This window comes from Methanopyrus sp. SNP6, assembly GCF_002201895.1.
In the GTDB taxonomy this organism is placed as follows: domain Archaea; phylum JAADCQ01; class Methanopyri; order Methanopyrales; family Methanopyraceae; genus Methanopyrus.
On sequence record NZ_CP019436.1, the window covers coordinates 387,770 to 411,894 of the forward strand.

The window sequence follows — 24,125 nt, forward strand, 5'->3', positions numbered from 1 at the left end:
TCGGGGGTGGTATCGATCGGAAGAGTGGCGGTCGTGGATAGGGAGCGGTGTAAGGGAGGATCCAAATGCGACTACGTCTGCCAACGTTTCTGCCCTGGAGTTAGGACAGGGCGTGAAACCATCACGATCGACGAAGACACCAACAAGCCCGTGATCTCCGAGGAACTGTGCTCCGGATGCGGTATTTGCACTCAGAAGTGTCCCTTCGGTGCTATCAAAGTTGTACGTCTCCCCGAGGAGCTGGAGGGAGAATGCGTACACAAGTACGAGGAAGGGGGGTTCCGGCTCTACAGGCTCCCAGTCCCAAAGCCCGGAAAAGTCACCGGTGTGATCGGACGCAACGCGATCGGTAAAACTACCGCCGCCAAGATACTCACAGGTGAGCTCAAACCCAACCTAGGGGATCCCGAAGCGGACCCAGACTGGGATGAGGTGATCCGGGCATTTTCAGGTACGGAACTTCAGGAACACTTCAGACGTATCGCGAACGGTGACCTCCGACCCATCATGAAGCCGCAGTACGTCGAGATCCTGCCCAAGGTCGTCGAGGGCAGGGTGAAGGACGCCCTTGAGGATGTAGATGAGTTGGGAGTCGCCGACGAACTCATCGAGCGCCTCGGACTAACCGAGGTAACCGACCGGCGGATCTCCGACCTCAGTGGTGGAGAGCTGCAGCGCGTCGCCATCGCCGCGGCACTCTCTCGAGACGCGGACTTCCTGGTTCTCGACGAGCCGTGTAGCTACCTCGATGTCGAACAACGACTCTCGCTAGCCAGATTACTTCGCGAGATCGCAGAGGATCGAGGGATTCCGATGCTCGTCATCGAGCACGACTTAGCTACACTGGACTACGTGGCCGACGTAGTACACGTCTTTTACGGAAAGCGCGGTGCGTACGGTGTAGTGTCCAAGCCGATGGGTGTGGGTAAAGGGATCAACGCGTACTTGAAGGGATATTTAGAGGCCGAGAACGTCCGCTTCCGGGATGATGAAGTTGTACTTCCAGAGAAACCTGTTGAGGCCGAAGCGGGTGAGCGGGACACCCTCGTGGAGTACGGTGAGCTCGTCAAAGAATACGACGGCAACTTCAGGCTAGAAGTGGAACCGGGAGAAATTCGTGTCGGGGAGATCATCGGAGCCCTCGGACCCAACGCTATCGGTAAGACGACTTTCGTTAAGCTCCTGGCCGGGGTGCTCGAGCCTACCGAAGGGAAAGTGGATGTCGACATTAAAGTCTCGTACAAGCCACAGTACCTGGAGGTGGACTCGGATGAACCCGTCGAGCAGGTGCTACGGAGAACCGCCGGCTCGGAATGGGGATCGAGCTGGTACCGGAGCAACATCGTGGAGCCACTGGACTTAGAGTACCTATTCGATAGACCGTTGTGTGAACTGAGCGGCGGTGAGCTGCAGCGCGTAGCCGTGGCGGCTGCCCTATCCCGGGAAGCAGATCTGTACCTTCTAGACGAACCTAGCGCATATTTGGATGTTGAGGAGAGGATCAACACCGCCCGCGTCATAAGACGGGTGATTGAGACACGGGATGCCGCCGCCGTCGTAGTCGATCACGATTTACTCCTGATAGACTACATCAGTGACAGGATGATGGTGTTCGAAGGCGAGCCAGGAAAGCACGGACGCGCGAATCCACCGGAGAGTAAACGAGAAGCCATGAACAGGTTCCTGTCGAACTTGGGCGTGACGTTCAGACGGGACCAGGAGACACGGAGACCGAGAGCTAACAAGCCCGGCAGTCACCGTGACCGTGAGCAGAAGCGTCGTGGTGAGTACTTCTACGCCTAGCGGGTCTCCACCGCACTAGCCGATGGAAACGCGCCCTCGAGTCCCATTGATTCTCGGACCGAAACATGCCCCGACACGTCCTGGAAGAAGCTCTTTCTTTATATTAAAATTTGGAAACATAATTGTATTTTTTGGTTCATACGGTTTATGCATAGTTTGTGCATGAAAGTTGAATTACAGTACGTAAATAATACGATACTAATGAATAAATTACATGAGTACTATCGTACGATTCATGCAAGTACGAAGTTTAATCTTCGAAGATCCGTAATACCATTTAAGTACAATTTTCCGAATTTCATGCATAGACCATAATACCCAACACCGAGCTAACACCAGTAGAAGGCTCAAGGACTCGATTTACTTGCGGAAAAAACAGTTTGGAGTGCAGGATTATGGGTGGTCAGAGCTCCGTCTCGAACTCCTCGGTCTCCAACCGATCACGCTTGAGCATGTACAGCTTCATCCACACCTCTTTACCGTCGATGGTGCCGTACATGAACGACGGGCCCGGGCTGGGCCCTCCTCCAGATGGTACACCAGTGAGACTTCCCGGGTTTACGATCAGTACATCTCGGTGCTCCCTGAACTCCGGCCTGTGGGTGTGACCAGTGAAAATGATGTCGGATCCCTCTTCCTCGGCTATCGCCGAGAGCTGGTCCGGGTCACCCCTCGGGTGAACCCCACTGCCGTGGTCTACCGTCACCTTGACGTCTCCGATACCTTCGGTCACCCTGGGAGGTAGCGGGAGTCCGAAGTCGCAGTTCCCCACAACCATCAAGGCCTTTTCACCGAGTGATGCTATCCATTCCATAGTGTCCTCGGTCGTGTAGTCACCGGGTGAAATCACCACGTCCACTGGGGCGAGCTCCTCGATCTTCCGCCTGATAGTATGTGGGACTTCCTGCGCACGCTCGGGAATGTGAGCGTCCCCGAGCACCAGTACCGTGATCATCGCTAGCCCCCCATCCGAGTATCGGCGGGAATCACTCTTCAACATGATCGGGGGTCGGGTCGAGGGGGACGTACCCTTGAGAGGCGCAGGCACGGAGAAGGCGCTTCCCTTCGCTTTCATCGAAGAACGGGGGGGCCCAATCCCGCGTTACTCGGCGGCGTTGGACACCGTCCTCGTTCACAACCACCCGGTAGGCGAGTATCCCTCGACGTTGCCAAGCCGGGGTCCGTCCGAGGTTGATCCCAAACTCTCGGTAAAGCAGCTCATGCACATCCTGCGCCTTCATTCCACGGAGCCGCTCGGCAGCTTCCTTGGGTTTCAGTCCTCGCTCACGCAGCGCCCAGTACGCGTAGGAGTTCAGGTGATTCCGCCAAGCCTCGTCCTGACGCCACTTGAAGTAACATACCAGGTCATCGTCCGTGAGCACCACGCACCTGGAGTCGAAGGACACCGTCTCGTCGGCCGGATCTATTCCACGACGCTGTAGGGCCCGGAGGAAGTACGTGGAGGCGCAGGACGCAGATACGGACGTCAACTTCTCGACCCGACCGGAGAAGGGAACGTTGCCACGGGGTATGAGCGCATTCAGCTCATCGGAGAACGTGTAGACAAGTGTTACCCCCAAACCCGCGTCTCGGATCATCCGGACCGCCGTCTCGGCCATAGCTTCCGCGAATCGTCGGTCGTAGGGCTTTTTGAGGCGTAACCGGCGGACGAGTCCGGTGAACGCCCTCCCGTCGATCCTCAGAACCAGATGTGTGTTGGGGGGCACCCTTAGGTCCGCGTACACCTCGAGGTCGCAGGGTTTCACGGGCTTCAAGTGCCCACTCGAATCCCCTCGGTCATCCGTTCGATTAAAGCTACGGCGGAGTACGCAGCGACGGCACTCGTCTTCGGGTTATTCGGGAGCGCTTCGTTCTTCAGTTCGAACCGATACGTACCTGCACTCGACTCGACCTTGATAACGTGCGTGTTAACTGAGACCTCGGGGTCGCAGACGATCCGAACGGTGACTAGTGAGGGATCACCGACGGCTAGCGACACGGCGGCCGCCACGTTGATGTTCTTAGGAAACTTGCGGACGGCATCCCGCACGGAACCCTCGTAGAGTACCGTCCGTTCGGAAACATCCTCATTCAGAGCTTTCGGGTGCTTGATGGTGGTGAGAGTGACCTCTCTCACCCGACCTCGAAGCGCTCGCAGCACGTCCAGACCTCCCACCGCACCGGACGGAACGTGAAGGCGATGTCCGGTGACTTCCGCGACCTCGCGACATCGACTCAGCAGGTCCTCCTCGAGCACCAGCGCTCCTACGCTCATCACGATCACATCGAACCTCTTCAGCGCATCAGGTAGGAGGCTAGCCGCCGCTTCCACGGAGGCGGCTTCGAGCAGCACGTCGGCTTCGGCGCCCATGACGTCGTCTAGGTCGGTGGAGGTGTCGCAGTCTGGGAACCACCGCTTGATGCGTTTGAGCTTCTCCAGGTGACGATCACAGACCAGAACCGGTTCCACCTTGCCTTCGAGCCGCCCTTCACGGATCTCCCTCAGAACCGTCGTTCCGATGCCTCCAGCGCCTACGAGCGCTAAGCTCAGCTTCCTCATAGTCGACGATACCCTCCCTCAGGTACTCGACCAAACCCTCCGGAAGTTCCGGCTTTCCGTTCTCGGAAGGGTAGTCGCAATCCAATCGTACCGTGTGACCCGGTGCGACCTCGATCTCGGGCCTCTCCACCACTTGTATCTCCTCCAAAGGGACTCCACACTCGAGTACTGTGAGAGCCACTTTGAGGGCACCGTCGATGCTGAAATGGTAAGGTCCTAAATGTCGAACTTCTGCGTCTGGGAACCTCGGTGTGAGCTCCTTCCGAGTACGATGTCGGCGTGGATAATCGCCGAGGATACCTCCGACGATCACCACGTCGGGATCATCCTCGGGAGTCAAAGGATCCTCGGCGTCCGGGTCGAGGACTATCACACGATCTCCTCGGAGGGGCAGCTCGGACGCGGAGTACGGCAGCGCCGGATATTTGGCCTTAGCCAGTACTTCAGGGTCCGCGTTCGTAACCGTGAACTCCCAGCCGTACTTCCTCGCAGTCCGGTAGGCTTCCATGTACTCGAGGTCGAGCCAGGGGGACCACCGGTCAAGGTGTTCCACTATCGCCATTGGCATCACGCGACACCTCAAATCTCCAGATCTGAAGGTTTAGCCGGCGAGCTCTCCTGCTTCTTCCTCTCCCTTCCCTCCCCGGAAGACGCCTTCTCCGGGGATTCGATTATGATTATGTCCCCGACGGCCTTCACCAGCTCCGCATCGACAGTCTCCGTGCGCCTACCTCCACCACCGGGAAGCGGTAGCAGACCGCCGCCGGAGGGTTGGTTGGTGACGGTCACTAGGAACCGGACGAGATCGCCCGTCTTAGGGTCGAAAGTCACGTCTTCGACGGTACCGACCCGACGACCGTCTTCGGTAAAAACTTCCATTCCGAGAATCCGTTGGAACCTCACGTATCTCTTCTTGTATTCCTCCTCGTTGCCACTTTCACCGTTTGTCACGGGGGATCCCCCGTGGAGGTCGTGGGAATTCATCACGGGCACGACGCAGGTGCCGCCCTGATCCGAGACGGGGAGATCGTGGCGGCGGCTAATGAAGAGCGATTCTCCCGTAAAAAGTTCCACCGTGGGTTTCCGGAGCGATCTCTCCAGTTCGTCCTCGAGCGAAGTGATGGCGTCGACGTCCTCGCGGTGGCAGGACTGTACCGAAAACGCAAGGATTTGGAGCGAGTGCGGAACATTGCCGAGGAGCTAGAGGTGCCCGTATACTTGGTTGAGCACCACACCGCACACGCGGCTTCAGCTTATTATACCTCCGGGTTTAACCGATGCCTGACGATCACGGTCGACGCGGCCGGTGACGGACTCTCCTCCACGGTCTGGGTCTGCGAGCGCGGGGAGATGCACCGGATCGCGACGGAGCCGTACTACGACTCCTTGGGCGACTTCTACGCCAACGTGACCGAACTATTGGGATTCGAGCCGATGAAGGACGAGGGTAAGGTCATGTGCCTAGCCGCCTACGCCGAGCCGGATCTGAAATCCGTAGAGTGGATCAGGCGAGAAGTCATCGACGTCGAGGAGGGAAACATTGTCAACCGCCTCGGTGCGATCTCGGGAGAGGCCGTGCGCCGCCTCAAAAGGTCGAAGCTCGCCAGAATGGGGCGAGAACGCGCCGCCGCCGTGGCTCAGGAGGCGTTGGAAGAGCTACTACTGGAGTACTTCGGATACTACGTGAACGAGTACGGAGAGAACCGTGTAGCCTACGCGGGCGGTGTGGCCGCGAACGTCGTGGCTAACATGAGGTTACGGGAGAGGCTCGATCTTGACCTTTTCGTGCACCCGAACATGGGCGACGGCGGTCTCGCAGTCGGAGCGGCGCTATGGGCGTGGGCGGAAGAGGAACTCGCCCATGGACGAAAACCAGAACCACGGCGTTTGGAGAACGTGTACTTCGGACCCCAATACGATGGGAAGGAAGTGCGTAAGGCCCTGGAAGAGCGGAGCATGACGGACAGGGCGGAGTACGTGGGAAACGACCCCGACGCCATCGTCCGCGAGCTGCTGGAGGGTAAGACCGTAGCGTTTTTCCACGGTCGTATGGAGTACGGCCCCAGGGCGCTCGGAGCCAGGAGTATTCTCGCCGACCCGCGGGATCGGGACGTGGTGCACAAGCTCAACCGCGATCTGGGACGGGAGTCGTTTCAGCCCTTCGCACCGACAATCCTGTACGAGGACGCTCCGGAGTACCTAAGGAAGCCCTGTGAGTCACCGTTCATGACCCTAGCATTTCGCGCCACGGACACGTTCCGCAGGGAGGCCCCCGCGGTGGTTCACGTCGACGGAACCACACGTCCACAGACCCTCCAGGACGAACTGCCGTTCTACCGTGAGGTAATCGAAACGTTCCGAGAGGAGACCGGGTTAGGAGCCGTTCTGAATACCAGCTTCAATCCACATGGTGAGCCCATCGTGTGTTCGCCGAGAGACGCTCTCGAGGCGTTCGAGCACGGTGTCGCGGACGTCCTATGGATCGAGGGGTATATGATCGAGCGGGGGTGAGCCAGTGCCTCGGCCGAAGGTCCTGTACAATGTTGGGATGACGGCGGACGGGAAAGTCGTGACCACCGCCGGTGATTCGAGGATCTCGGGCGAAGAGGATCTCAGAGAGGTTCACAAGTTGAGGGCCGAACACGACGCGGTGGCCGTTGGAATCAACACGGTGCGGAAGGACGACCCAATGCTGAACGTGAGGTTGGTGAAGGGAGAGGACCCCATTCGAGTTGTGTTCGACACCGAGTGCTCAATTCCGCTCGGCTGTCGTCTAGTTCGCACCGCTCGGGATATCCCCACGGTCGTACTATGTGCCGAAGCAGACCCGAATCGTGTCGAGAAGCTCGAAAAAAGAGGTGTAAGGGTGGAGGAGGTCGGTACCTGTGAGGACGGCGTCAACGTGGAGCTCGGACTGGAGCGGCTCTACGATATGGGAGTACGAACCCTGCTACTCGAAGGTGGACCCACGCTGGCTTGGTCCTTCTTGAAGCGCGGCCTGATCGACGAGTTCCGTGTGGCCGTGGCTCCAGTGCTCGTGGGCGGATCCGACGCGTTGACGCCCATAGAAGGTGAGGGGTTCCCGCGCGTCGATCTCGGAGTGGGCCTGGAATTAAAACGAGTGGAGCGAGTGGGGCGCGACGTGGTACTCTGGTACGAAGTTTCCGGATCCGCCGCTGACCTGGCCTCCGAACACGAGGAAGCCAGGGGGAGATCATCATGAGGTGTCCGGAGTGCGGAACCGAGATGCGGTCGGAGCTACGGGACGACGGGGTGGAACTCCTCAAGTGTCCCGAGTGCGGCAAGGAGATCAAGCGTGTCCCGTCGTACCGAGAGTTCGGTCTGAAACGTCCGAACTTCTTCGAGATGACGGTACCGGAGTGGGACGAGGAAGTACTCGGGAAGGAGGTCGTGGCGGTCGTCAAGTACCGTTCTCCGGACGGTTACCGCCGCCGTAAGATCAGGGGCAAGGCGGTGCGCATCGACAACCGGGGTAACCTGGTAATCCGCCGGGATAACGGTTTCGAGGTCTCCCTGTACCCACAGGTGGTCGAGAACATCAAGGTACTGGAGTGAGTCGGCTCCCGCCGGTCAGGTCATCGACCGTAACGGTCTCCCTGATCCCCACCGGAGATCCCATCCTCATCCCACCGAGAGGCACACGGTGCGGTGCAGGTATTAAACTGATCTCGAGCCGACGAGTGGCAGGCGGTTCGACGGGGGTGAACCGATGCTGGCGGTGGTCGCGATCATAACTTCACTGGCCATCATGACGGGTCCGGTTTACGCGGAAGTTCACGTGCTCACTTGGGCCGGTGACGGAGCCGACTCCACCTGCGTCGCCAAAACCAAAAAAATAGTGGATTGGTGGAACACGTACAGGGCGACCGGTCCAGATACCACCATCGTCTGGCACTACACCAAAAACAAGGATCGTTGGAGGACAGTCTTGGAAACGGGTAACGATCCGCTCACCGGAGCTAGAATAAGCGTGGTGTACGTCCCAGGAGGTTGGCACCCCGAGCGTTACTGGAACTTCGATTGGGTTCGAGCCCTCTACCACGCGCAGATCGACCTGGGCATCGGATACGTCGGCATCTGCGCGGGCGCATACCTGCACGCGGGTGACGTCGCGTATTCCACCAACGGACCGGGACACGGCGACGTACTGCAGGATGGGGTCACGGTGATCGACGGTATGAACGGGCCCGACAGGATCTGTCGCGTACTGATACTACCGGGCAACCCGCTGACCCCGGAATGGACGTGGGGTAACGTGTTCACGTACAAGTACTGGAACGGGCCGGGATTCGGGCCGGAACCGGGTCTCGAGTTCAACACTTCGTACAAGTGCTGGGTGAAGATCACGAACATCGAAGGCCGTGAGGTGATGATTAAGATCTGGCCGGTGGGAGAGTACGTCGACACGTGCAAGGGTTGGGCGATAGTCGCCGGACAGTACTTCGTCAAGGAGGGCAACAAGTGGGTACCACGCGGCCGGTTCGTACTCTTCGGACCGCACCCGGAACTGACGTCGAGAACGGGAGCCCATGCACTGCTGGCCAAGGCCATCCTGTGGGCGGCGGGAGCCAAAGTACCGATGGAACCTAACCCGTCGCCAGTCGTTCAGGTGATACCGAAGGGAACGATCCCGAAGACACTGGTAGCGGCCGTCGTGTCGACAGTACTGACCTTCGCGCTCCCGGATGACGTCAAGGAGGAACTGTTCGAGGCGTCGGACCCGTCCATCCAGGAGATATTCAAAACCATTTCAAACGTGATCCGTGACGAGCTAGGGCTCAAAGTACCTCCTGAGGATCTACTGACGGCAACGGTGGCGACAGTCGTGGTCTACGTCATCGAGGCGCTGATCGAGTGGCTGTTCGGAACGGCACCCGTTCCGGCCTCCGCATAACCTCTTCGCCAGTGTTTTGTTATGAATTCGATAACGATGCATGGGGTTGGTAGCGGGGCCGGGATTTGAACCCGGGACCTCCGGGTTATGAGCCCGGCGGGATGGACCTGGCTACCCCGCCCCGCTGCCTTCCACCAATCCCACACCCGGGGGATTATATGAATTTTTCGTGCTCCGAACTCTCTCGACACCACCCGAGCGGGGAGGACGAGCATGGGGCTGTACTTGGGGGTTGAGGGCGTTGACGGTGTCGGCAAGTCATCCGTGGTGAACCTAGCCGCGGAATTCCTCGAGATCCACGGGCTTGAGGTCACCACCGTGAGGGAGCCTTCCACCGACATCGGACGAGAGGCCTTGGAGTGGGACGACCCCCACCTCCAAGCCCTGGCCTTCACACTCGATCGCATGCTCACACTGAAACGACTGGACTTCGAGGCCGTCGACGTCGTCCTGTCCGACCGCACATTCCTCAGTACACTCGCCTACCAGTCCGCACTAGGCGCCGACATCCGGTGGCTGCTGGAACTCCAACGTCCAGTCCCCAAGCCCGACGTCGTGTACGTCATCGATCGAGAACCGCTGACGGAAGACGCGACGTTTGAGAAGGAATTCCTAGAGCGCGTACGGAATCGCTACCGGGAAGCGGCACGACTTGTCGAGGAAGAGTTCGACGTCGAAATCAAATGGATCGGAGCGGAAGGTATGGACAAAGAAGAGATTGCCGAACTGATCGTGGCCGACGCACGCCGGAGACTGGACGACCCGCTCGGGATTCCGGACGATCTCCTCGAGGGGTGACGTACGGTGAGTTACCAACGCGGCGCCGACTTCGAGCGTCAACTGGTGCGCTACCTTCGAGAGCACGGAGGCGAGGCCGTCAGAGTGGCCGGATCCGGGGGATACGTCGACGTAGTAGGTTACGCGCCGGCGATGGGACACGTGGCCATCGAGTGCAAAGTCCGCCGCGACGACAGGTTATACGTAAGAAGAGAGGAGATCGAAGGCCTGACGGAGTTCGCGGAACGGTTCCGTGCTGAACCGATGATAGCCTGGAAGCCACCACACGTCCGGACGGGCCTCACGCTCAACGCCGTCCTCTTCCCACCCGATCTGATGGAAGAACGCGAGAGAACGTACGTTATCGACCTGAAAACGGCCCTCGAGGAGGGGATCGACGTCATCTGTCTCGTCACCCGCCCTTTAGACAGCTATCGAAAGTGAGCACCCGTTCCTCCAAGAAGTCCGAAACCTCCGGATCTACACCCAACCTCGCACACTCCTTCTCCACATCCTCGACGGACGGCGCCTTCCACGGGAACCCGAGGTACTTACCAACCAACCGTAGGAACAATTCCTTGTGACTACGGTACCCGAGACGCTTAGCCACCGCCCGCTTAATACCAAGCTCCCGCACGAGCTTGTCCAACATCTTGGAAGTCAACGACCCGTACTGGGTCGCGCGTTTCCGCCTCTCCACCACGAACTCCGGGAGTCCGAGCTCGGCCGCGACTCGCCTCAAGGCGCGCTTGCGCAGATCGTCCTCGGGCCCGGAAACGTTTTCCCTGGGGTCTATATCCAAACCCACCCTGACCACGTCCAAGTCGAGGTACGGAACCCGAAGCTCGACCGAACTGTACATCGCGGCCTTATCATCCCGCTCCAGGTTCACGGCGTGTATAGACGCCACGTCCTTCCAGAGTTCCCACGAGAACCTGTCCCAATCGCCACAATACCGAAGATGCCGGTGGTAACCCCCTAGTAGCTCGTCCGCCCCTTGGCCCGAGAGAACCACCCGGATCCCGTCGTCGGACGCAGCCCCGGCGCAGGCCAAGATCGGGATTCCAACTTCCACCTTCATCGGGTTCCAAGTTTCGACGGCGTAGACCGTGGAGACCACGTACCGCTCGAACCCGTCCTCTAGAGATACCGGGACGAACGACCATCCCATCTCGTCGCATAACCGTTCCGCGACCTCCACGTCATCCGAACCCTCGAACCCAGCCACGTAGCACCTGACATCCACGTGCTCGGACGCCAATCTCGCCACAGTCGAGCTGTCCACACCACCGGACAATACCACCCCCACGCGCTCCGTCTCCATCACGCGCTCCCGGACGGACCGCTGAAGAACCTTCAACAGGTCTTTCCAGGAGCTTTTTCCCGGTCTCGGCTTAGGGACATCGACCACGTTCCTAAGCTCGACACGACCGTCACGGAGCACGAGAAGCGCACCCGGGGGTACCCTACGCACGTCCCGGAACCCAGCCGCCCACAAGGCCTTACGCTCTGAAGCCACGGCGGTCCCGCCTTCCGCGGACACGGAATAGTATAGAGGACGAACGCCGACTGGATCCCTCGCCGCGACCACCGTACCGTCCACGAAAGCGGCGACGAACGTGTACTCTCCACGGAGGATACGGAGAGCCGCCGCCGCGTCTCGCACGGATCTCACGACCTCGAACACCGCCCAGGAGTCCGACGGCGCGTCCTCGACGAACCGCCGGTAGTTGTAGATCTCACCGTTCACGGCGACCGCCCGATCCTCTCCTACGATCGGCTGGATCGCAGAAGGCTCACCGCGCACCCACAGTCGAACGTGGCCTAGAACGACATCACCCTCAGAGGGCGACTCCTCGGAGAACTCGACGTCGCCGTCCGATACCGAAGCGAAACCTCGCCCGTCGGGACCACGATGCTTTATCGCCGCAACCATCTCGGCGACATCACCGCCGACCGTGCACGCAATACCACACATACCTCTCGACCTCCAACACTTTTATATCACTCCATACCGATCCCACTCTGAGGGTGCCGGGAACAGGCGGGGGTTATCCTGCTTTGCCGAGGGCCCCAACTTTAACGGCTTTATCCCTCGCCATACTTGCCACACTTTCAATTCCATCCCCAACTCAAGGGAACCCACAACAGTCGCCTCAGACAGGCAACGGCGAGGAAAAGGAGGTAATATCAGGTATAGGACCGCTTAAGGCGTACTTGATGTCGTACTACGGGAGAGACTGGCCACACTATGCTCAATGGGTACACTCCGAGATCAAGGTGGCGGACGACGTCGACGCATACAGCATTAAAGCTATTGACTTCGGGTACAACATACTACCTGGAGTGCCGGCGAGAGGAGTCCTAGTAGCGTACGCTTCACGTGGCAGAATAGGACTATCCTTCGTAGCTGAAACCGGTGAAATTTTCAAGCTTTGTGAGATTCCAGCCATCCTACCGGAAAAAAAAAGAGGGAGAAGAGAGTGCAGATTGGATAGACTTAGATTACATCAGGAAAGAGGATGGTGTTGTTACAACACTCATAGCCTGGAGCTGTGGAGACAAATTATACCTGTTAAGGATAGACTTGAGCGGATATAAACCCCTTAACAGCAGTGCCGAAAATGTCCCAGAAGAAGTGAAAGAGATAACCGTTCCGGAATTAAAAGAGGTGCACAACATAAATTCAATATCTTCACCGTGGAAGTACAAAGACATTAAGCAACTTAGAGTGTTGGCACTAAATGACAAGTTTCTAGTGCTCTTTACGGCTAAACGCGAAGATAAACAGACAGAAGAATACGGCTACGATCTACTTTACTTAATAGTGGATAAAAATGGGAACTTGAAGATAGGACCGGCAGACTTAGGTTTTCATGATGTGCTAACCTTTCAAGCGAAGTTAATATCAAAGGATGTGAAAAGCATGACGCCATCACTTATAGGACTAGCCGTAATGGGGAAATGGCTACAACAAAACTTCGGAGTATGGTGGACAATACTAGGTGTTGAAGGAAGCTCAATAAAGGTGTTACAAGACCCAATACTGGTGAGTGACCAAGGTTTCAAAGTACCTAAAGTAGAGAGAGCATTAATAGACTTTGGCTACTATAAGGTTGAGGACAATGATGGAATCACATACAAAATCTTAGTAGTATGGAATGATTGTAGATCCCCCGACATCCTAGCAGACAGGATATATAGAATCACTGGTGCAGGTATCACGTACGAAGAAAATAAATTATGGATAGTATACGGACAACGACTCAAAGTCGATCTTCATGTGAGTAATGGTAATATTTGGGTTGGAACTACACTCGAACCAGAGATTATTAGGGAGAGATGGTATCGAGAATCTGAGGGAGAAGACAATCATATTAAAATAGAGACAGAAAAGGTAGAGATTATGAACTTTCCAATAGTATATCTGGCAACAATGGGAGGAGCAGGAGGTATTAGTTTTGGAGAAATTGACTCAATTACAGTATATACTAGTAGGGATAAGGATGGAAGAGCGTACTTTGTGGTTGACGCTTCAGTTAAAATTCCGGACACTGCAGTATCCGGAAATCTGTCGTGGGTTCACTACGGTTGTTTTGAACTTGGTAGAGAGACATATGGCTTCGACGTGTTATCAGTTCCTGTACCAGTAGATCCAGATTATGGAACTGTCGCGACTGAAGTCGGAACGTCAACAAAAAAATTGTACATAATTTATCCAATATTTAACGCTAATGGTGTCGACGCTATACCAGTGCCGCAAAGTAATAAATATCCTGACTTGCAAAACATATCAACAAATATTGAAGAGAAGATGATCATACCAGTAAGCCACGTGTTTTTATGTGACACAATCCAGTTTGATGAAGTGTATAAGATAGGTATATGTAGAGACCAAATTAATGTAAAATCAGTATCACTACATGACGGGGTAGTAGTCGAAGGGTTTATTGAAAGGAGCTCAGATGGAAAAAATAGAATTCTTATCGATGATGATCACAGTGCCGTTCGTATGTGAACTGACTGACTACTTGCCGTACTTAAAAGAGATAGGGCAAGTGATTGGGAGTGTTTATGACGAGAACAGTATTTATAACAAGTACTATAACAAGTACAAGGACGTCGTACAAGTATATGATATAATGTCAGAGGATATGGAGGACGTATTAATGGGTGAGGCACATTCCGAACTCCAACGATACATTAAGAACAAACTCGAGGAGCTTAGTGAAGAAGTACGGAATTTCCTTAAATTGTTGATTAGTAAGGCTATATGGCCAGATGAAATTCTTAGACTGATTCATTCTATTTATCTGTACTATTACGACAAAGATGGTAACTATGACGATACCGAAATCAAACCACTCCTAGTGTTGAAGTTTAGACCAATTAGATTCCATGATTACCCAACTTCCACAGCAAGTCCGGTGTTGTATGACCTATCGAAACCGCACGACGAATCATACAGCGCTATTGAGATCACAGTGTCATACACGACTGATGAATTCAGCTACATCCAGCACAAGGCGAAGGTGTTAGTTATGATATTCGGGCCAGGTCGAGAAGACGAATTCGATGAACTTACCCCGCTGTCCGGATTTGCATATTGCAACGATCACAGCGTTGGATCACGGAATGTTTGTTTGTACAAAACGGGTCGTAGGGTTTCAGTGCGCTTCTTGCCACCGGTAGTTGATGTTATAAGAACTGTAACCAAAATTGCCAAAATTATAAAGGAGGCCATGAGAGAGGCGACAATCACGGATGGAATGATGCGAAAGATACGGGATGGAGTGAGTAAAGCATTGAGTGAAATAGAGGACTTAAAAGAAGAAAATTTACTGAAAGGCCAGGCTGGAATTCCCGGTGAGGTCAAGTACGTTGAAGAGGTACTCAGGCGTATCGAGAAGGACACAAGTTTGAAGATCGAAGACTTAGCTGAGGGCGTCTCCTCTATACTAAATGTGTTAAAGCGCCTCGTGGAGGGCACATACCATGTTACCATTATATACCATCCATACGGTTCTGTCCGGCACTATCCTAAGGAGCTACCGGAGGGCGTTATGAAACTCTTCGACAGTATCTCCTACGCGTCGGTCATCTCATGGGTTCCAATCAATGTTAAATGTAAAGTGCTTCAAATCGTTCCACCGACTGTTTCAGGGGTTGAAAGTACCATTGAGGGTGTAAGAACTTCGGAGAGGCCACTAGTGCAACCACCGAAATTGGAGCGGGAGGAGAGTGGTGGGCAAGGGAGTGCTAAACTATCGGAGCATCGGTCGTCGGCTCGGAACAAGTCCGGGAGGAGTCCGGTACCGTTGCTCCCGGTGATCCCTTACAGACGTTGGCTGTCAAGACCGAGGTTAAGGAGGCGATCTTGTACCCGGAGTGCGTGTTGAGTGCGTTGTGAAAGCTTCCTCCATTTCCTAGCCAGTACGTTCCGCTCACCCTCCAACTTACTGAGGTTCTCGTGCAATATTTTCGTTTGGAGAAGTTGAGCCGTGATCCTCCCGGCGACCTTGTGTGACCCTCGACGGGGAGGTCGTCCGTCGAACTCCCGCTTCAGGAACCATGGGCACCGTAGTTTGACGGAGTGGAGTTTGTCGTCGGTCTCCGTCATTGGTTTCACACAGAGTCCTTCGCGCCAATTCCGTTCGAGCTTGTTGAGGTCCTTCTTCAGGTCTTCAGGATCGGGATCGACGACGACCCGCCATCTGGGTGGTTCCGTGGATAGGCGGCGACATTCCCTGAGCTGTTCGGTTCGAGGTGTCGTGATCTTTACGCTCCCCTCGAGCATATCGAGCTCGTAGAAGCAGATCTTGGGTTTGAGCTTCCCCTCGGCCACGGCGGATTCGAAGTCCGGTTTGGTCTGGTTCTCACGGAGGAAGCGCTGGATGAGTTCATGATCGGGGTCCAACTCGCAGGCTCGGGAGAACAGCGGTTCGGGTCGGCACTCGTACCGTTTTCCTTCCAGGTACACGAGTTCCGCCGTGATGTCCGAGGGTTCGCCGTCGAACAGCACCTCGGTCTCGAGTCTTCCTGAGAGCTCGTGCAGCCTGGGTGACTCCTGGGAGAATAAGTCGTAGGGAAGCAGTTCACCTTCCAAGATCGTGATCCGGTCGAATTCGCCGCGGAGGTCCTCCCAAGGGGGTTCGATGCCGAGCTTCCGGAGGTATTCGTCGGCGTTCACCCAACCCCTGGTGTGGGCGAGGAGGCGGTCCCCTTCCAGGTACACGCGGACGTTGGTGCCGTCCAGTTTCTCCTCGATGACTAGCTCGCGGTCCCGGGAGAAAGCGCGGAGGAGGCGTAGTGTAGGTTCGGGTTCCTCGGGGCGGGCGGCCGCCATGGTCCGCGTCGCGGTGATCCGGATGTCTTCTGGGATTTTCGGAGGTGTTTCCTCCCGCATCGCGACGTTTCCCTGGTTATCGGCGGTCTTCTAGTGCGTCCTTCAATATCTTGATGGCGCAGTATTCCCCGCACATCGAGCACAGTTCCTTGGCTTGCGGGGGGCGTTCCTCCCGGTAGTGTCGTGGTTTCTTCGGATCGATAGCGAGCTCGAACTGGCGGTCCCAGTCCAGGTTCCACCGTGCTTCGGCCATTTCCTCGTTCTCTCGACGGGCGTACTTCATACCCCTGGCCGTGTCGGCGGCGTGAGCCGCGATACGTGTCGCTATCACGCCGAGGATCACGTCCTTAACGTCCGGGAGCGCCAGATGCTCTGCCGGTGTCACATAACACAGGAAGTCGGCGCCGTGGTACGCGGCGATGGCCCCTCCGATGGCCGCGGCGATGTGATCGTATCCAGGGGCCACGTCGGTCGGTACGGGACCGAGCACGTAGAACGGAGCACCGTCACACACGCGCTTCTGCAGCCTCACCACCGCCGGTATCTGGTCGAGTGGCACGTGGCCGGGCCCCTCTACCATCGCCTGTACTCCGGCCTTGCGGCACCTGTCTACTAGCTCCCCCTGAACCACGAGCTCCCGGTGTTGGGCGGCGTCGTTGGCGTCGAGCACGGATCCGGGACGCATCGCGTCGCCTAGGGATAGGGTCACGTCGTGCTCCCGCGCGAGCTCCAGGATGTAGTCGAAGTTCTCGTACAGTGGGTTCTCGGCGTCGTGATGGATCATCCAGGCCGCGACGATGGCACCGCCGCGCGAAACGATACCTAGTGCCCTACCCCTACGGAGGATGTCCTCGAGCGCGTCCAGTGTGACCGCGCAGTGTACCGTCATGAAGTCGACTCCGTCCTTCATGTGCCGCTCGATGGCTCGTAGCATGTCGTCCTCGTCCATGTCCACTACGGCCTGTCCTCGTCTTGTCATCTCGACGGCCGCCTCGTACACGGGTACGGTCCCTACGGGTACGTCCACTGCCTTCATGATCCGTCGTCGGATCTCCCTAGGATTTCCACCCGTGCTGAGATCCATCACAGTGTCGGCACCGTGGTCGACCGCCGCGCGGGCCTTCTCCACTTCGAGGTCTGGGTCGCAGACCTCCGGGGAGGTTCCGACGTTGGCGTTGACCTTCACGCGGAGCCCTTCTCCTATACCGACGGGGCGGACCTCGTCACGGCGGTCCGCGTGGATCGGGACGACTACCCGTCCTTCGGCCACCTGTCTCGCGAGTTTCTCGGGCCGGACGCCTTCCTCCTCCGCGATCTTCCGGACCGTGTCGGGTACTGTCCGTCTACATTCTTCCATCAGGGTCACGGCGTACCTGCCCCTGCCCGCGCTGCCATGGTCTTAGCCAATTTCATGAGCTGTGAGAGCAACGTGTTCATTTCGAGGACCAACGGCCGCGGTAGGTAATGCTCGCGGACGTACAGACCGAACCAAGCTGACGATAACGTTACGAGGACCCAGATCAGGAACCACACCACGGCGACGGGCGCCGAATCGCGGTTCCTACGGGCGGCCGCGATAGGAAAGTAAACGAAGAACGGCAGTGCTAAGTACGGATGTAGGGCGGTTAGTGAACCCACTATGGCCGACGCCCCGACGGCACGGGCGGACTCGGACGGGATGCGTCCGAATATCTTGACGGCGTAGTCGGGCGGCTCCACGTACGCTACGAGGTGGGGTCCAAAGCGGAACGCTACGTACGAGCAGTCGTAATCGACGCGTTCACGGACCGTTACAGCGTTTTCGGCGGCGCGACCCCTCGAGTCCCCTATGCCGATCTTTATCTTGACGTCGTCTCCCGTCAGCCGGCCGACGATCTTGATCGCGGCCCTCAGCGCCCGACTTTTGGTGGGGAACCGGGCTATTACGTCGTCCCCTCCTCTGCGGTGGTCGAGCACGACTCCTTCCTCCTCGTTGATTACGTCGATCACCCTACTCATGATACCTTCTAGGTACCGGCGTCCGCGCTCGCGGACGAGCTCGGAGGACCCGACGATATCGAGGTATAGGATGCGGTCGGGTGCGGTGTTGGTTCGGCGTGGTAGGGGGAGTGGGTCGCCACCCCGGTGGATGATCCACTCTGCCCCGATCTTGGAAAACGCGGCAAACTCGGAGTCGGCGTGACGTTCGGCCTTGGCGAACCGTTCGGTGGCGGCGGCCTGGGTGAGGCCGATAGCGGCGCTACCACGCAGCCGCAGTGGGACCTGAGCTGCGAATCGCAGTGCGTGGAATTTGGAAGGGGCTTCCACGGTCGCTTCGCCCCCAGCGTACTCCAGCACGGTGCATTGGCACTCGTGAGCGAGCGACTGGAGGTCGTCTTCGTTGCTGTACGTACAGTACACGTACCTGGTCTCGTCCAGCACGATCTTGCTGACGAGCGCCACTTCAGGGTCGTCGTACTTGAACCGTTCTATCTTCGTCAGTCCGAATCCTTCGCGTCGGAGCTCTTCCGCCACCTCACCGAGCTCGTTGGAGATTACCTGTGGAGCAGGTAGGGGGTATCCCTCGAAGCGCGTTAGTAGCATGTACATGGAGTTGAGGGTCTCCACTATCTCCAGCTCCTCTTCGGTGATCGGGTCGTACTTGGTACCACAGGCGACGATCTCTCCATCGACCCGCGGGGAGGCCGAGAGTTTCACGAACAGGCGTGAGGGGTGGATCATTTCACTCCACCTCTTCGGGCGTTTTGACGCGCACCTTGTAGTCTCCTTTCTCGACCAACAGGCTTTCTTTCACTACCACGTACGGGAACTTCAGATAGGCGGCGCGGGTGGCTACGGTGCTGGCTATGAAGCGGGCGAGACGGATCATGGTCGACCTCAAATCTTCACCCACTAAGACCTCCACTTTGAAGGGGGGTCGTTCCTTCGCTACCTCCGAGGAGTGGAGCGTGAGGACTCCGAACTCTTCAGGACCCACACACAAGTCGTTCCGAACGAGGACCAGTGGCGTATGGTCGAGATCGAGTTCTTCCCGGGCGGTGACGGCGATCGCTCCGGCTTTTTCCCGTAACTCCCGATAGTTGCGGGGATCAACGGCGATGAAGCACACGTAACGGTCTTCCTCAGCCACCGGCTCGAGCTCCTCCTCGGCGACAACGGTTTTCACGACGGGGATCTTGCTGAGGAACTTGTCCAGTACGGTGTCAACACCCTTGAGTGAGAACTCGAGACCTGCCATCCCACCTATCTCTCTGACCACCTCCCTGGCCACACTACGGACGTCGAGTTCGGCGCACTTCTTCAGGTCGTACACGGGGTAATCCCTTTTGGATAACGCGTCGAGGACCTGGAGGCTGACGTCGGCACCTATACGCTTCGCCTCCTCGTCCGGGATCCACACCTTATCCTGGCCCGCGTCCGACCTCTCGGCCTCCGTCACGTTCGTCACCCCGGAACCCGCGGGTAGGGAGGAGGACCTTGAGGATCGTTATGAAGTTCGGCGGTACCTCGGTAGGTACTGGGGAGTCCATTAGGAAAGTTGCGAAAATCGTCACGGACGCAGCGGAAGAGCACGAGGTGATCGTGGTAGTTTCAGCGATGTCCGGGGTTACGGACGAGCTGGTACGTGCGGCCGAAAGCGCCCCGGACTGGACGGAGGAGGATGTTAAAAACTTCGTAGGGAAGCTCCGAAGGAGGCACGGAAAAGCCGCTTCGGAAGCGATTTCATCCGATCTAATCCTGCGAGAGGTGATGGGTTACATCGACTCATTGCTCGAGGAACTAGAGAAAGTGTTGTTGGGACTCAGTTACGTCGGTGAGGTGACCTCTCGTTCGACGGACCTCATACTCTCGTTCGGGGAGCGGATGTCCGCACCAATCGTGGCGGGCGCATTGAGGGATCAGGGACTCGAGGCGGAGCATCTCGAGGGAGGAGAGGCCGGAGTGATTACGGACGATAGGTTTGGTGAAGCTGAGCCGATACTGCCCGCCTGTCGGCGGAAGGCGCAGAAGACACTGATCCCCATGATCGAATCCGGTAAAATCCCCGTGATTACGGGCTTCATCGGGCGGACTATCGACGGCGAGGTGACGACGCTGGGGCGCGGAGGATCCGATTACTCTGCCGCAATCATCGGGTGCATCTCGGAGGCGGACGAGGTGCAGATATGGACCGACGTCGACGGCGTGATGACAGCGAACCCGAACCTCGTACCAGACGCCCGAACGGTTCCGAAGCTCTCGTACGAGGAAGCCATGGAACTAGCCAGTTTCGGCGCGGAGGTACTCCATCCGAAGACCGTCATTCCGGTGAGGCCGGAAAACATCCCGATCCGGGTTAAGAACACCTTCAACCCAGAGAGCGAAGGTACACTGATCACCTCCGAATCGGAACCTTCCGAGCAGGTGGTGAAGGCTGTCGCGTCGTCCTCGGACGTCGGCATGGTCGACATCCGAGGTATCACGATGATAGGGCGCCCAGGAGTGGCCGGACGGGTATTCTCGAGCCTAGGGGAGGAGGGAATCAACGTCATTATGATATCCCAATCGGCCTCGGAGTCGAACATCTCGATAGTCGTTGACCGCCCAGAGGTTCACCGCGCCGCCCGTATCATCGAACGTGAGTTCGTCGGCGAGCGGGTGGTCGAGAGGGTTACGACGTACGAAGACGTAGCCGTGGTGGCGGTGGTTGGAGAAGGTATGCGAGGAACTCCCGGAGTCGCTTCCAGGGTGTTCAGAGCCGTAGCAGACGCCGGGGTAAACGTCAAAACCATCTCACAAGGAGCGTCTGAAGTGAATATATCGTTCGTGGTGGCGGAGGAAGATGAGGCGGCGGCGGTTAACGCGGTTCACAGTGAGTTCGAACTCGGTGAGGAAGCATGATCGGACGGCTGGTCGAGCGGTACCTTAGACACGTCACCAAAAAGCGGCTAACCCGCAGACCCACCACGGCGCTTATCTACACTTGCCTCCTCGGGATGAAAGCCCTGGCCCGAGCGTTTTCCGGGGAGACTATTTCGTCTATTTCCCCAGAACCACTTTGGACTGTTGAATCCGTATCCCTGGTGCGGATTGGAGACTATCCGAGAAACGTCCTCTGTTCCGAACTGATCTCGTTCCTCGTCCGCGAGTTCGAAGGGGAAGAGAAAGTCGAAGACGTGCTGCCGGAGGTGGAAGTCGAAGCAGAATTCCTGGCCCGTGTGGAACGTTTCAACGACCTCCTGTACGAAGACATCGAGCTCCCGTTCGAAATCGAAGGCACCGGTAAAGGGGAACCGGACCTCGACCTGCGTTTGATCGAAGTCCTCCTGGCACTCGACGAAATCCCGCGATCCGAGCGGGGGCGATACGCGAAGCCGTTCATACTCGTCTGTTTCGAGACTCTCTCGGATTACCTCGATGTGCTGGGACTCCGGTGGTCGGACGTCGACACAGTGCGCCGCAAGGTGAGGATTAAAGGACGAGTTCATCGTATTTCGCGGGCGCTCGCCTATGAGCTCCGTAGGATTCCACGCGAAGGTGAGTTGGTGTTCCCGGTAAGCTCCGTGGACGTGATGCGATGGGAGCGGACCGTGTCGAAGGAGGTAGGACGTAGGTTCAGGTTCCTGTGAGTCGTCTGGCGTTCTTCAGGATCTTCCGGGCTAGTCGTTCCCCTATCCCTTTCACCCTCATCAGTTCCGTGACAGTCGCTTCCGCAAGATCCCGGACGGAGTGATAACCAGCACGGTACAACCTCATCGCCAGCGTCCTACCGACGCCTTCCACCTCGGTCAGTTCAAGGGCTTCTTTCGGAACTCCGTACTCCAGCCTACGACTTAGGAGCGGAGAACGCCATGTGATCCCCGCGGCGTTGGCCAACCTGGACATACCCCAAGCGATCCACGCGGCGTCATCCTTGGCTCTATACAGGTCACCCGGATACAAGCCGTACTTCCGCAGAATACTCCTGTCCGGAGACCCCGATACCCAATCACTTAACGCTTCCGCCCAGGCCAACCTACGCTCGAGTTCCCAGTCATCGTAGCCGAACTCCTCGACGGCTAGTTCCAGGACCTCGTCCGCCTCCACCGAGGGCGACCCTCCCATGAACTCGTCCAGCGTGCTCATATCGCGTGATTTCGGGGAGATAGGGGCCGGTTGGAAGTCCGGGCAGAGCGTGATGGACGGTAACACCACGTCCTCCTCGGTTCCCACTTCCTCCATGCATCGTAGGAGGAACTTGGCGGAGTCGGGCGTCAGGTAGCTTTGCGACACGGCGTGACCCACTCTCGTCGCCGTGAGTTCACCCTCCATCTCCTCCAAGAATTCCCAATCTACCAGCATCTTCAGTGAGGATAACACTGCGTCTTCAGGGCGGATGTTCACCGAAGATGCGAACGTGTTCAGCGCCACCTGCATTACATCCGCGATCTGACGACAGAACCCCGCCGCCACGAGACCCAAGAGGAAACGCCGCAACTGAGGTCCGCTCGCCCATATCCTACTTCGGATGGGATCTGCATCGGAGTGCACGTACTCCTCAGCTAACTCCTTCAAGTTCGGGGTGGTGAGAACGAACACGAGACCTATATCATCGTAGCCCGGTCTACCCGCCCTGCCAGCCATCTGTTTGAACTCGTTCTTCGTGGGCTTGATCTCGTTCCCCAATCGAATCCCGAAGTCTTTGATTATCACGTACCTAGCCGGCAGGTTCACACCCGCCGCGAGCGTCGGCGTCGATACCACGACCTTCAGAAGACCTTCCCGGAACGCGTCCTCCACCAGAGCGCGTTGCTCGGCGGTGAGTCCTGCGTGGTGGAAAGCGACTCCACGCATCACGGAATAAGTCAAGATTTCGGTCTCCTCACCCTCTCCCAGCTCACTAACACGCTCCGCGAGTGTCCGAAGTTCCTTTTTCTCATCATCTGACAGTAGTCCAGACACCATCCGAGATAGGTTCTTGGCTTCCGTCATCGTGCGCCTCCGGGAGTACAAAAACACTAACGCTTGTCCACCTTCTCTGAGGCACTTTCGGATTAGATCCCGAACCTTAGCGTCTTTCTCCGACGTGGAGGGGACTTCCACGATCACGTGCTCGAGTTTGACAGGTCTCCAATCGCTGATCACGGGAGTAGCGTCGAGCCAGTCCGCCAGCTCCTCGGCGTTACCCACCGTGGCTGAGAGGGCGAGCAGCGAGACCTCTTTCCGGAAGGTTCTGACGAGGGATATCAGCGCCTCGTACGTGGCACCCCGGTTCCGATCCCCGACTATGTGAACCTCGTCTAGGACCAGCAGGTCCACATCTTCCACTAAGCTCGGTCGTGAGCGCAGGCTGGCGTCGAGTTTCTCAGCCGTCGTCACCGTGATTCCGGGCCGCAACTCTCGGATGGGACGTCTAATGTCACCTGTTGAGATTTCAACGGTTGATTCTACCCCCTTCTCCCGGCAGAACTCGATGACATCCTTGAGTTCCTCGTATTTCTCCCTCGCTAGAGCCCGGAAGGGCACGACGTAGACTACTCTGGCCTCCCCATGGGATTCGATGATCTCGTGTAACGCGCGCATCTCCGCGAGGAGTGTCTTACCGCTAGCCGTTGGGGAGGCGATCAGGAGGTTCTTATCGTCGAACAGACCCTTCTCAACGGCCTCGCGCTGAGGAGGGAAGAGCTCTCGGATCCCCTTGCTATCGAGGTACTCCCGCACGTGCTCGGGTAGTTTCAACTTCGAACACCCTCGTCGGACCGGCG

General features: G+C 57.3%; 22 protein-coding genes and 1 tRNA gene. 11 read left to right on the forward strand and 12 right to left on the reverse strand.

Features of this window, described 5'->3' with window-relative positions; translation table 11 throughout:
• The first annotated feature begins 6 nt into the window (after positions 1 to 6).
• On the forward strand, positions 7 to 1,803 hold the full coding sequence (locus BW921_RS02230; protein ID WP_148688385.1) for a ribosome biogenesis/translation initiation ATPase RLI: 1,797 nt from the start codon (positions 7 to 9) through the stop codon (positions 1,801 to 1,803).
• Between the two features lie 403 nt (positions 1,804 to 2,206).
• On the opposite strand, the gene BW921_RS02235 is transcribed toward BW921_RS02230, so the two are convergent.
• From BW921_RS02235 to BW921_RS02255, 5 genes are read right to left on the reverse strand one after another with little or no spacing between them, the layout of a single operon-like run.
• Positions 2,207 to 2,758, reverse strand: a complete 552-nt coding sequence (locus BW921_RS02235; RefSeq protein ID WP_168168659.1) for a YfcE family phosphodiesterase — start codon at positions 2,756 to 2,758, stop codon at positions 2,207 to 2,209.
• Between the two features lie 31 nt (positions 2,759 to 2,789).
• Positions 2,790 to 3,569 (reverse strand): tRNA(His) guanylyltransferase, encoded by a 780-nt coding sequence (locus BW921_RS02240; protein ID WP_236953781.1) that lies wholly within the window; start codon positions 3,567 to 3,569, stop codon positions 2,790 to 2,792.
• Positions 3,570 to 3,574: 5 nt separating this feature from the next.
• The gene (gene nadX, locus BW921_RS02245) at positions 3,575 to 4,363 is read right to left on the reverse strand and encodes an aspartate dehydrogenase (protein ID WP_148688388.1); all 789 of its coding nucleotides are present in this window, start codon (positions 4,361 to 4,363) and stop codon (positions 3,575 to 3,577) included.
• Positions 4,293 to 4,931, reverse strand: a complete 639-nt coding sequence (locus BW921_RS02250) for a hypothetical protein (protein WP_148688389.1) — start codon at positions 4,929 to 4,931, stop codon at positions 4,293 to 4,295. The genes nadX and BW921_RS02250 overlap by 71 nt, the downstream gene beginning before the upstream one ends.
• A gap of 11 nt (positions 4,932 to 4,942) precedes the next feature.
• Positions 4,943 to 5,314 carry a PRC-barrel domain-containing protein gene (locus BW921_RS02255; RefSeq protein ID WP_168168660.1) on the reverse strand — a complete coding sequence of 124 codons (372 nt, stop codon included), beginning with the start codon at positions 5,312 to 5,314 and terminating at the stop codon, positions 4,943 to 4,945.
• Positions 5,315 to 5,326: 12 nt separating this feature from the next.
• Here BW921_RS02255 and BW921_RS02260 point away from each other — a divergent pair, with 12 nt between their 5' ends.
• From BW921_RS02260 to BW921_RS02275, 4 genes are all read left to right on the forward strand, one after another.
• On the forward strand, positions 5,327 to 6,874 hold the full coding sequence (locus BW921_RS02260; RefSeq protein ID WP_148688391.1) for a carbamoyltransferase: 1,548 nt from the start codon (positions 5,327 to 5,329) through the stop codon (positions 6,872 to 6,874).
• Between the two features lie 4 nt (positions 6,875 to 6,878).
• Positions 6,879 to 7,586, forward strand: a complete 708-nt coding sequence (locus tag BW921_RS02265; protein WP_148688392.1) for a 2,5-diamino-6-(ribosylamino)-4(3H)-pyrimidinone 5'-phosphate reductase — start codon at positions 6,879 to 6,881, stop codon at positions 7,584 to 7,586.
• Positions 7,583 to 7,939, forward strand: a complete 357-nt coding sequence (locus BW921_RS02270) for a zf-TFIIB domain-containing protein (RefSeq protein ID WP_088335134.1) — start codon at positions 7,583 to 7,585, stop codon at positions 7,937 to 7,939. Before BW921_RS02265 ends, BW921_RS02270 begins: the two co-directional genes overlap by 4 nt.
• Before the next feature lie 154 nt (positions 7,940 to 8,093).
• A complete protein-coding gene (locus tag BW921_RS02275; protein ID WP_148688393.1) occupies positions 8,094 to 9,278 on the forward strand; it encodes a hypothetical protein in 1,185 nt (394 codons plus the stop codon).
• A 47-nt stretch (positions 9,279 to 9,325) separates the two neighbouring features.
• Here the strand turns inward: BW921_RS02275 and BW921_RS02280 are convergent.
• Positions 9,326 to 9,404: transfer RNA gene (locus BW921_RS02280), tRNA-Met, on the reverse strand.
• Positions 9,405 to 9,491: 87 nt separating this feature from the next.
• On the opposite strand from BW921_RS02280, the gene BW921_RS02285 reads away from it, so the two are divergent.
• Complete coding sequence (locus BW921_RS02285) at positions 9,492 to 10,076, forward strand: dTMP kinase (protein ID WP_148688394.1); 585 nt, start codon at positions 9,492 to 9,494, stop codon at positions 10,074 to 10,076.
• 6 nt (positions 10,077 to 10,082) lie between these two features.
• A complete protein-coding gene (hjc, locus tag BW921_RS02290; protein ID WP_148688395.1) occupies positions 10,083 to 10,499 on the forward strand; it encodes a Holliday junction resolvase Hjc in 417 nt (138 codons plus the stop codon).
• Here hjc and BW921_RS02295 read toward each other — a convergent pair.
• Entirely contained in the window at positions 10,468 to 12,033 is a 1,566-nt protein-coding gene (locus tag BW921_RS02295; protein WP_148688396.1) for an asparagine synthetase B, read from the reverse strand. The two genes, hjc and BW921_RS02295, sit on opposite strands and share 32 nt — an antisense overlap.
• Positions 12,034 to 12,492: 459 nt before the next feature.
• On the opposite strand from BW921_RS02295, the gene BW921_RS02300 reads away from it, so the two are divergent.
• Both BW921_RS02300 and BW921_RS02305 read left to right on the forward strand, forming a co-directional pair.
• Complete coding sequence (locus tag BW921_RS02300; RefSeq protein ID WP_168168661.1) at positions 12,493 to 14,073, forward strand: hypothetical protein; 1,581 nt, start codon at positions 12,493 to 12,495, stop codon at positions 14,071 to 14,073.
• Positions 14,021 to 15,454 (forward strand): hypothetical protein, encoded by a 1,434-nt coding sequence (locus BW921_RS02305; protein ID WP_148688398.1) that lies wholly within the window; start codon positions 14,021 to 14,023, stop codon positions 15,452 to 15,454. The genes BW921_RS02300 and BW921_RS02305 overlap by 53 nt, the downstream gene beginning before the upstream one ends.
• On the opposite strand, the gene BW921_RS02310 is transcribed toward BW921_RS02305, so the two are convergent.
• From BW921_RS02310 to BW921_RS02325, 4 genes are read right to left on the reverse strand one after another with little or no spacing between them, the layout of a single operon-like run.
• Positions 15,391 to 16,461 carry an RNA ligase family protein gene (locus BW921_RS02310; protein ID WP_148688399.1) on the reverse strand — a complete coding sequence of 357 codons (1,071 nt, stop codon included), beginning with the start codon at positions 16,459 to 16,461 and terminating at the stop codon, positions 15,391 to 15,393. The genes BW921_RS02305 and BW921_RS02310 overlap by 64 nt on opposite strands.
• A gap of 16 nt (positions 16,462 to 16,477) precedes the next feature.
• Positions 16,478 to 17,767, reverse strand: a complete 1,290-nt coding sequence (gene thiC / locus BW921_RS02315) for a phosphomethylpyrimidine synthase (RefSeq protein ID WP_148688400.1) — start codon at positions 17,765 to 17,767, stop codon at positions 16,478 to 16,480.
• Positions 17,764 to 19,122, reverse strand: coding sequence for a hypothetical protein (locus tag BW921_RS02320; protein ID WP_148688401.1), 1,359 nt, complete (start codon positions 19,120 to 19,122; stop codon positions 17,764 to 17,766). Before BW921_RS02320 ends, thiC begins: the two co-directional genes overlap by 4 nt.
• 1 nt (position 19,123) lies before the next feature.
• Entirely contained in the window at positions 19,124 to 19,840 is a 717-nt protein-coding gene (locus tag BW921_RS02325; RefSeq protein WP_148688402.1) for a hypothetical protein, read from the reverse strand.
• 38 nt (positions 19,841 to 19,878) lie between these two features.
• On the opposite strand from BW921_RS02325, the gene BW921_RS02330 reads away from it, so the two are divergent.
• A complete protein-coding gene (locus BW921_RS02330; RefSeq protein WP_148688403.1) occupies positions 19,879 to 21,282 on the forward strand; it encodes an aspartate kinase in 1,404 nt (467 codons plus the stop codon).
• Positions 21,279 to 22,010, forward strand: coding sequence for a hypothetical protein (locus BW921_RS02335; protein WP_148688404.1), 732 nt, complete (start codon positions 21,279 to 21,281; stop codon positions 22,008 to 22,010). Before BW921_RS02330 ends, BW921_RS02335 begins: the two co-directional genes overlap by 4 nt.
• Here the strand turns inward: BW921_RS02335 and BW921_RS02340 are convergent.
• A complete protein-coding gene (locus tag BW921_RS02340; protein ID WP_168168662.1) occupies positions 21,997 to 24,099 on the reverse strand; it encodes a DEAD/DEAH box helicase in 2,103 nt (700 codons plus the stop codon). The genes BW921_RS02335 and BW921_RS02340 overlap by 14 nt on opposite strands.
• Between the last annotated feature and the right edge of the window lie 26 nt (positions 24,100 to 24,125).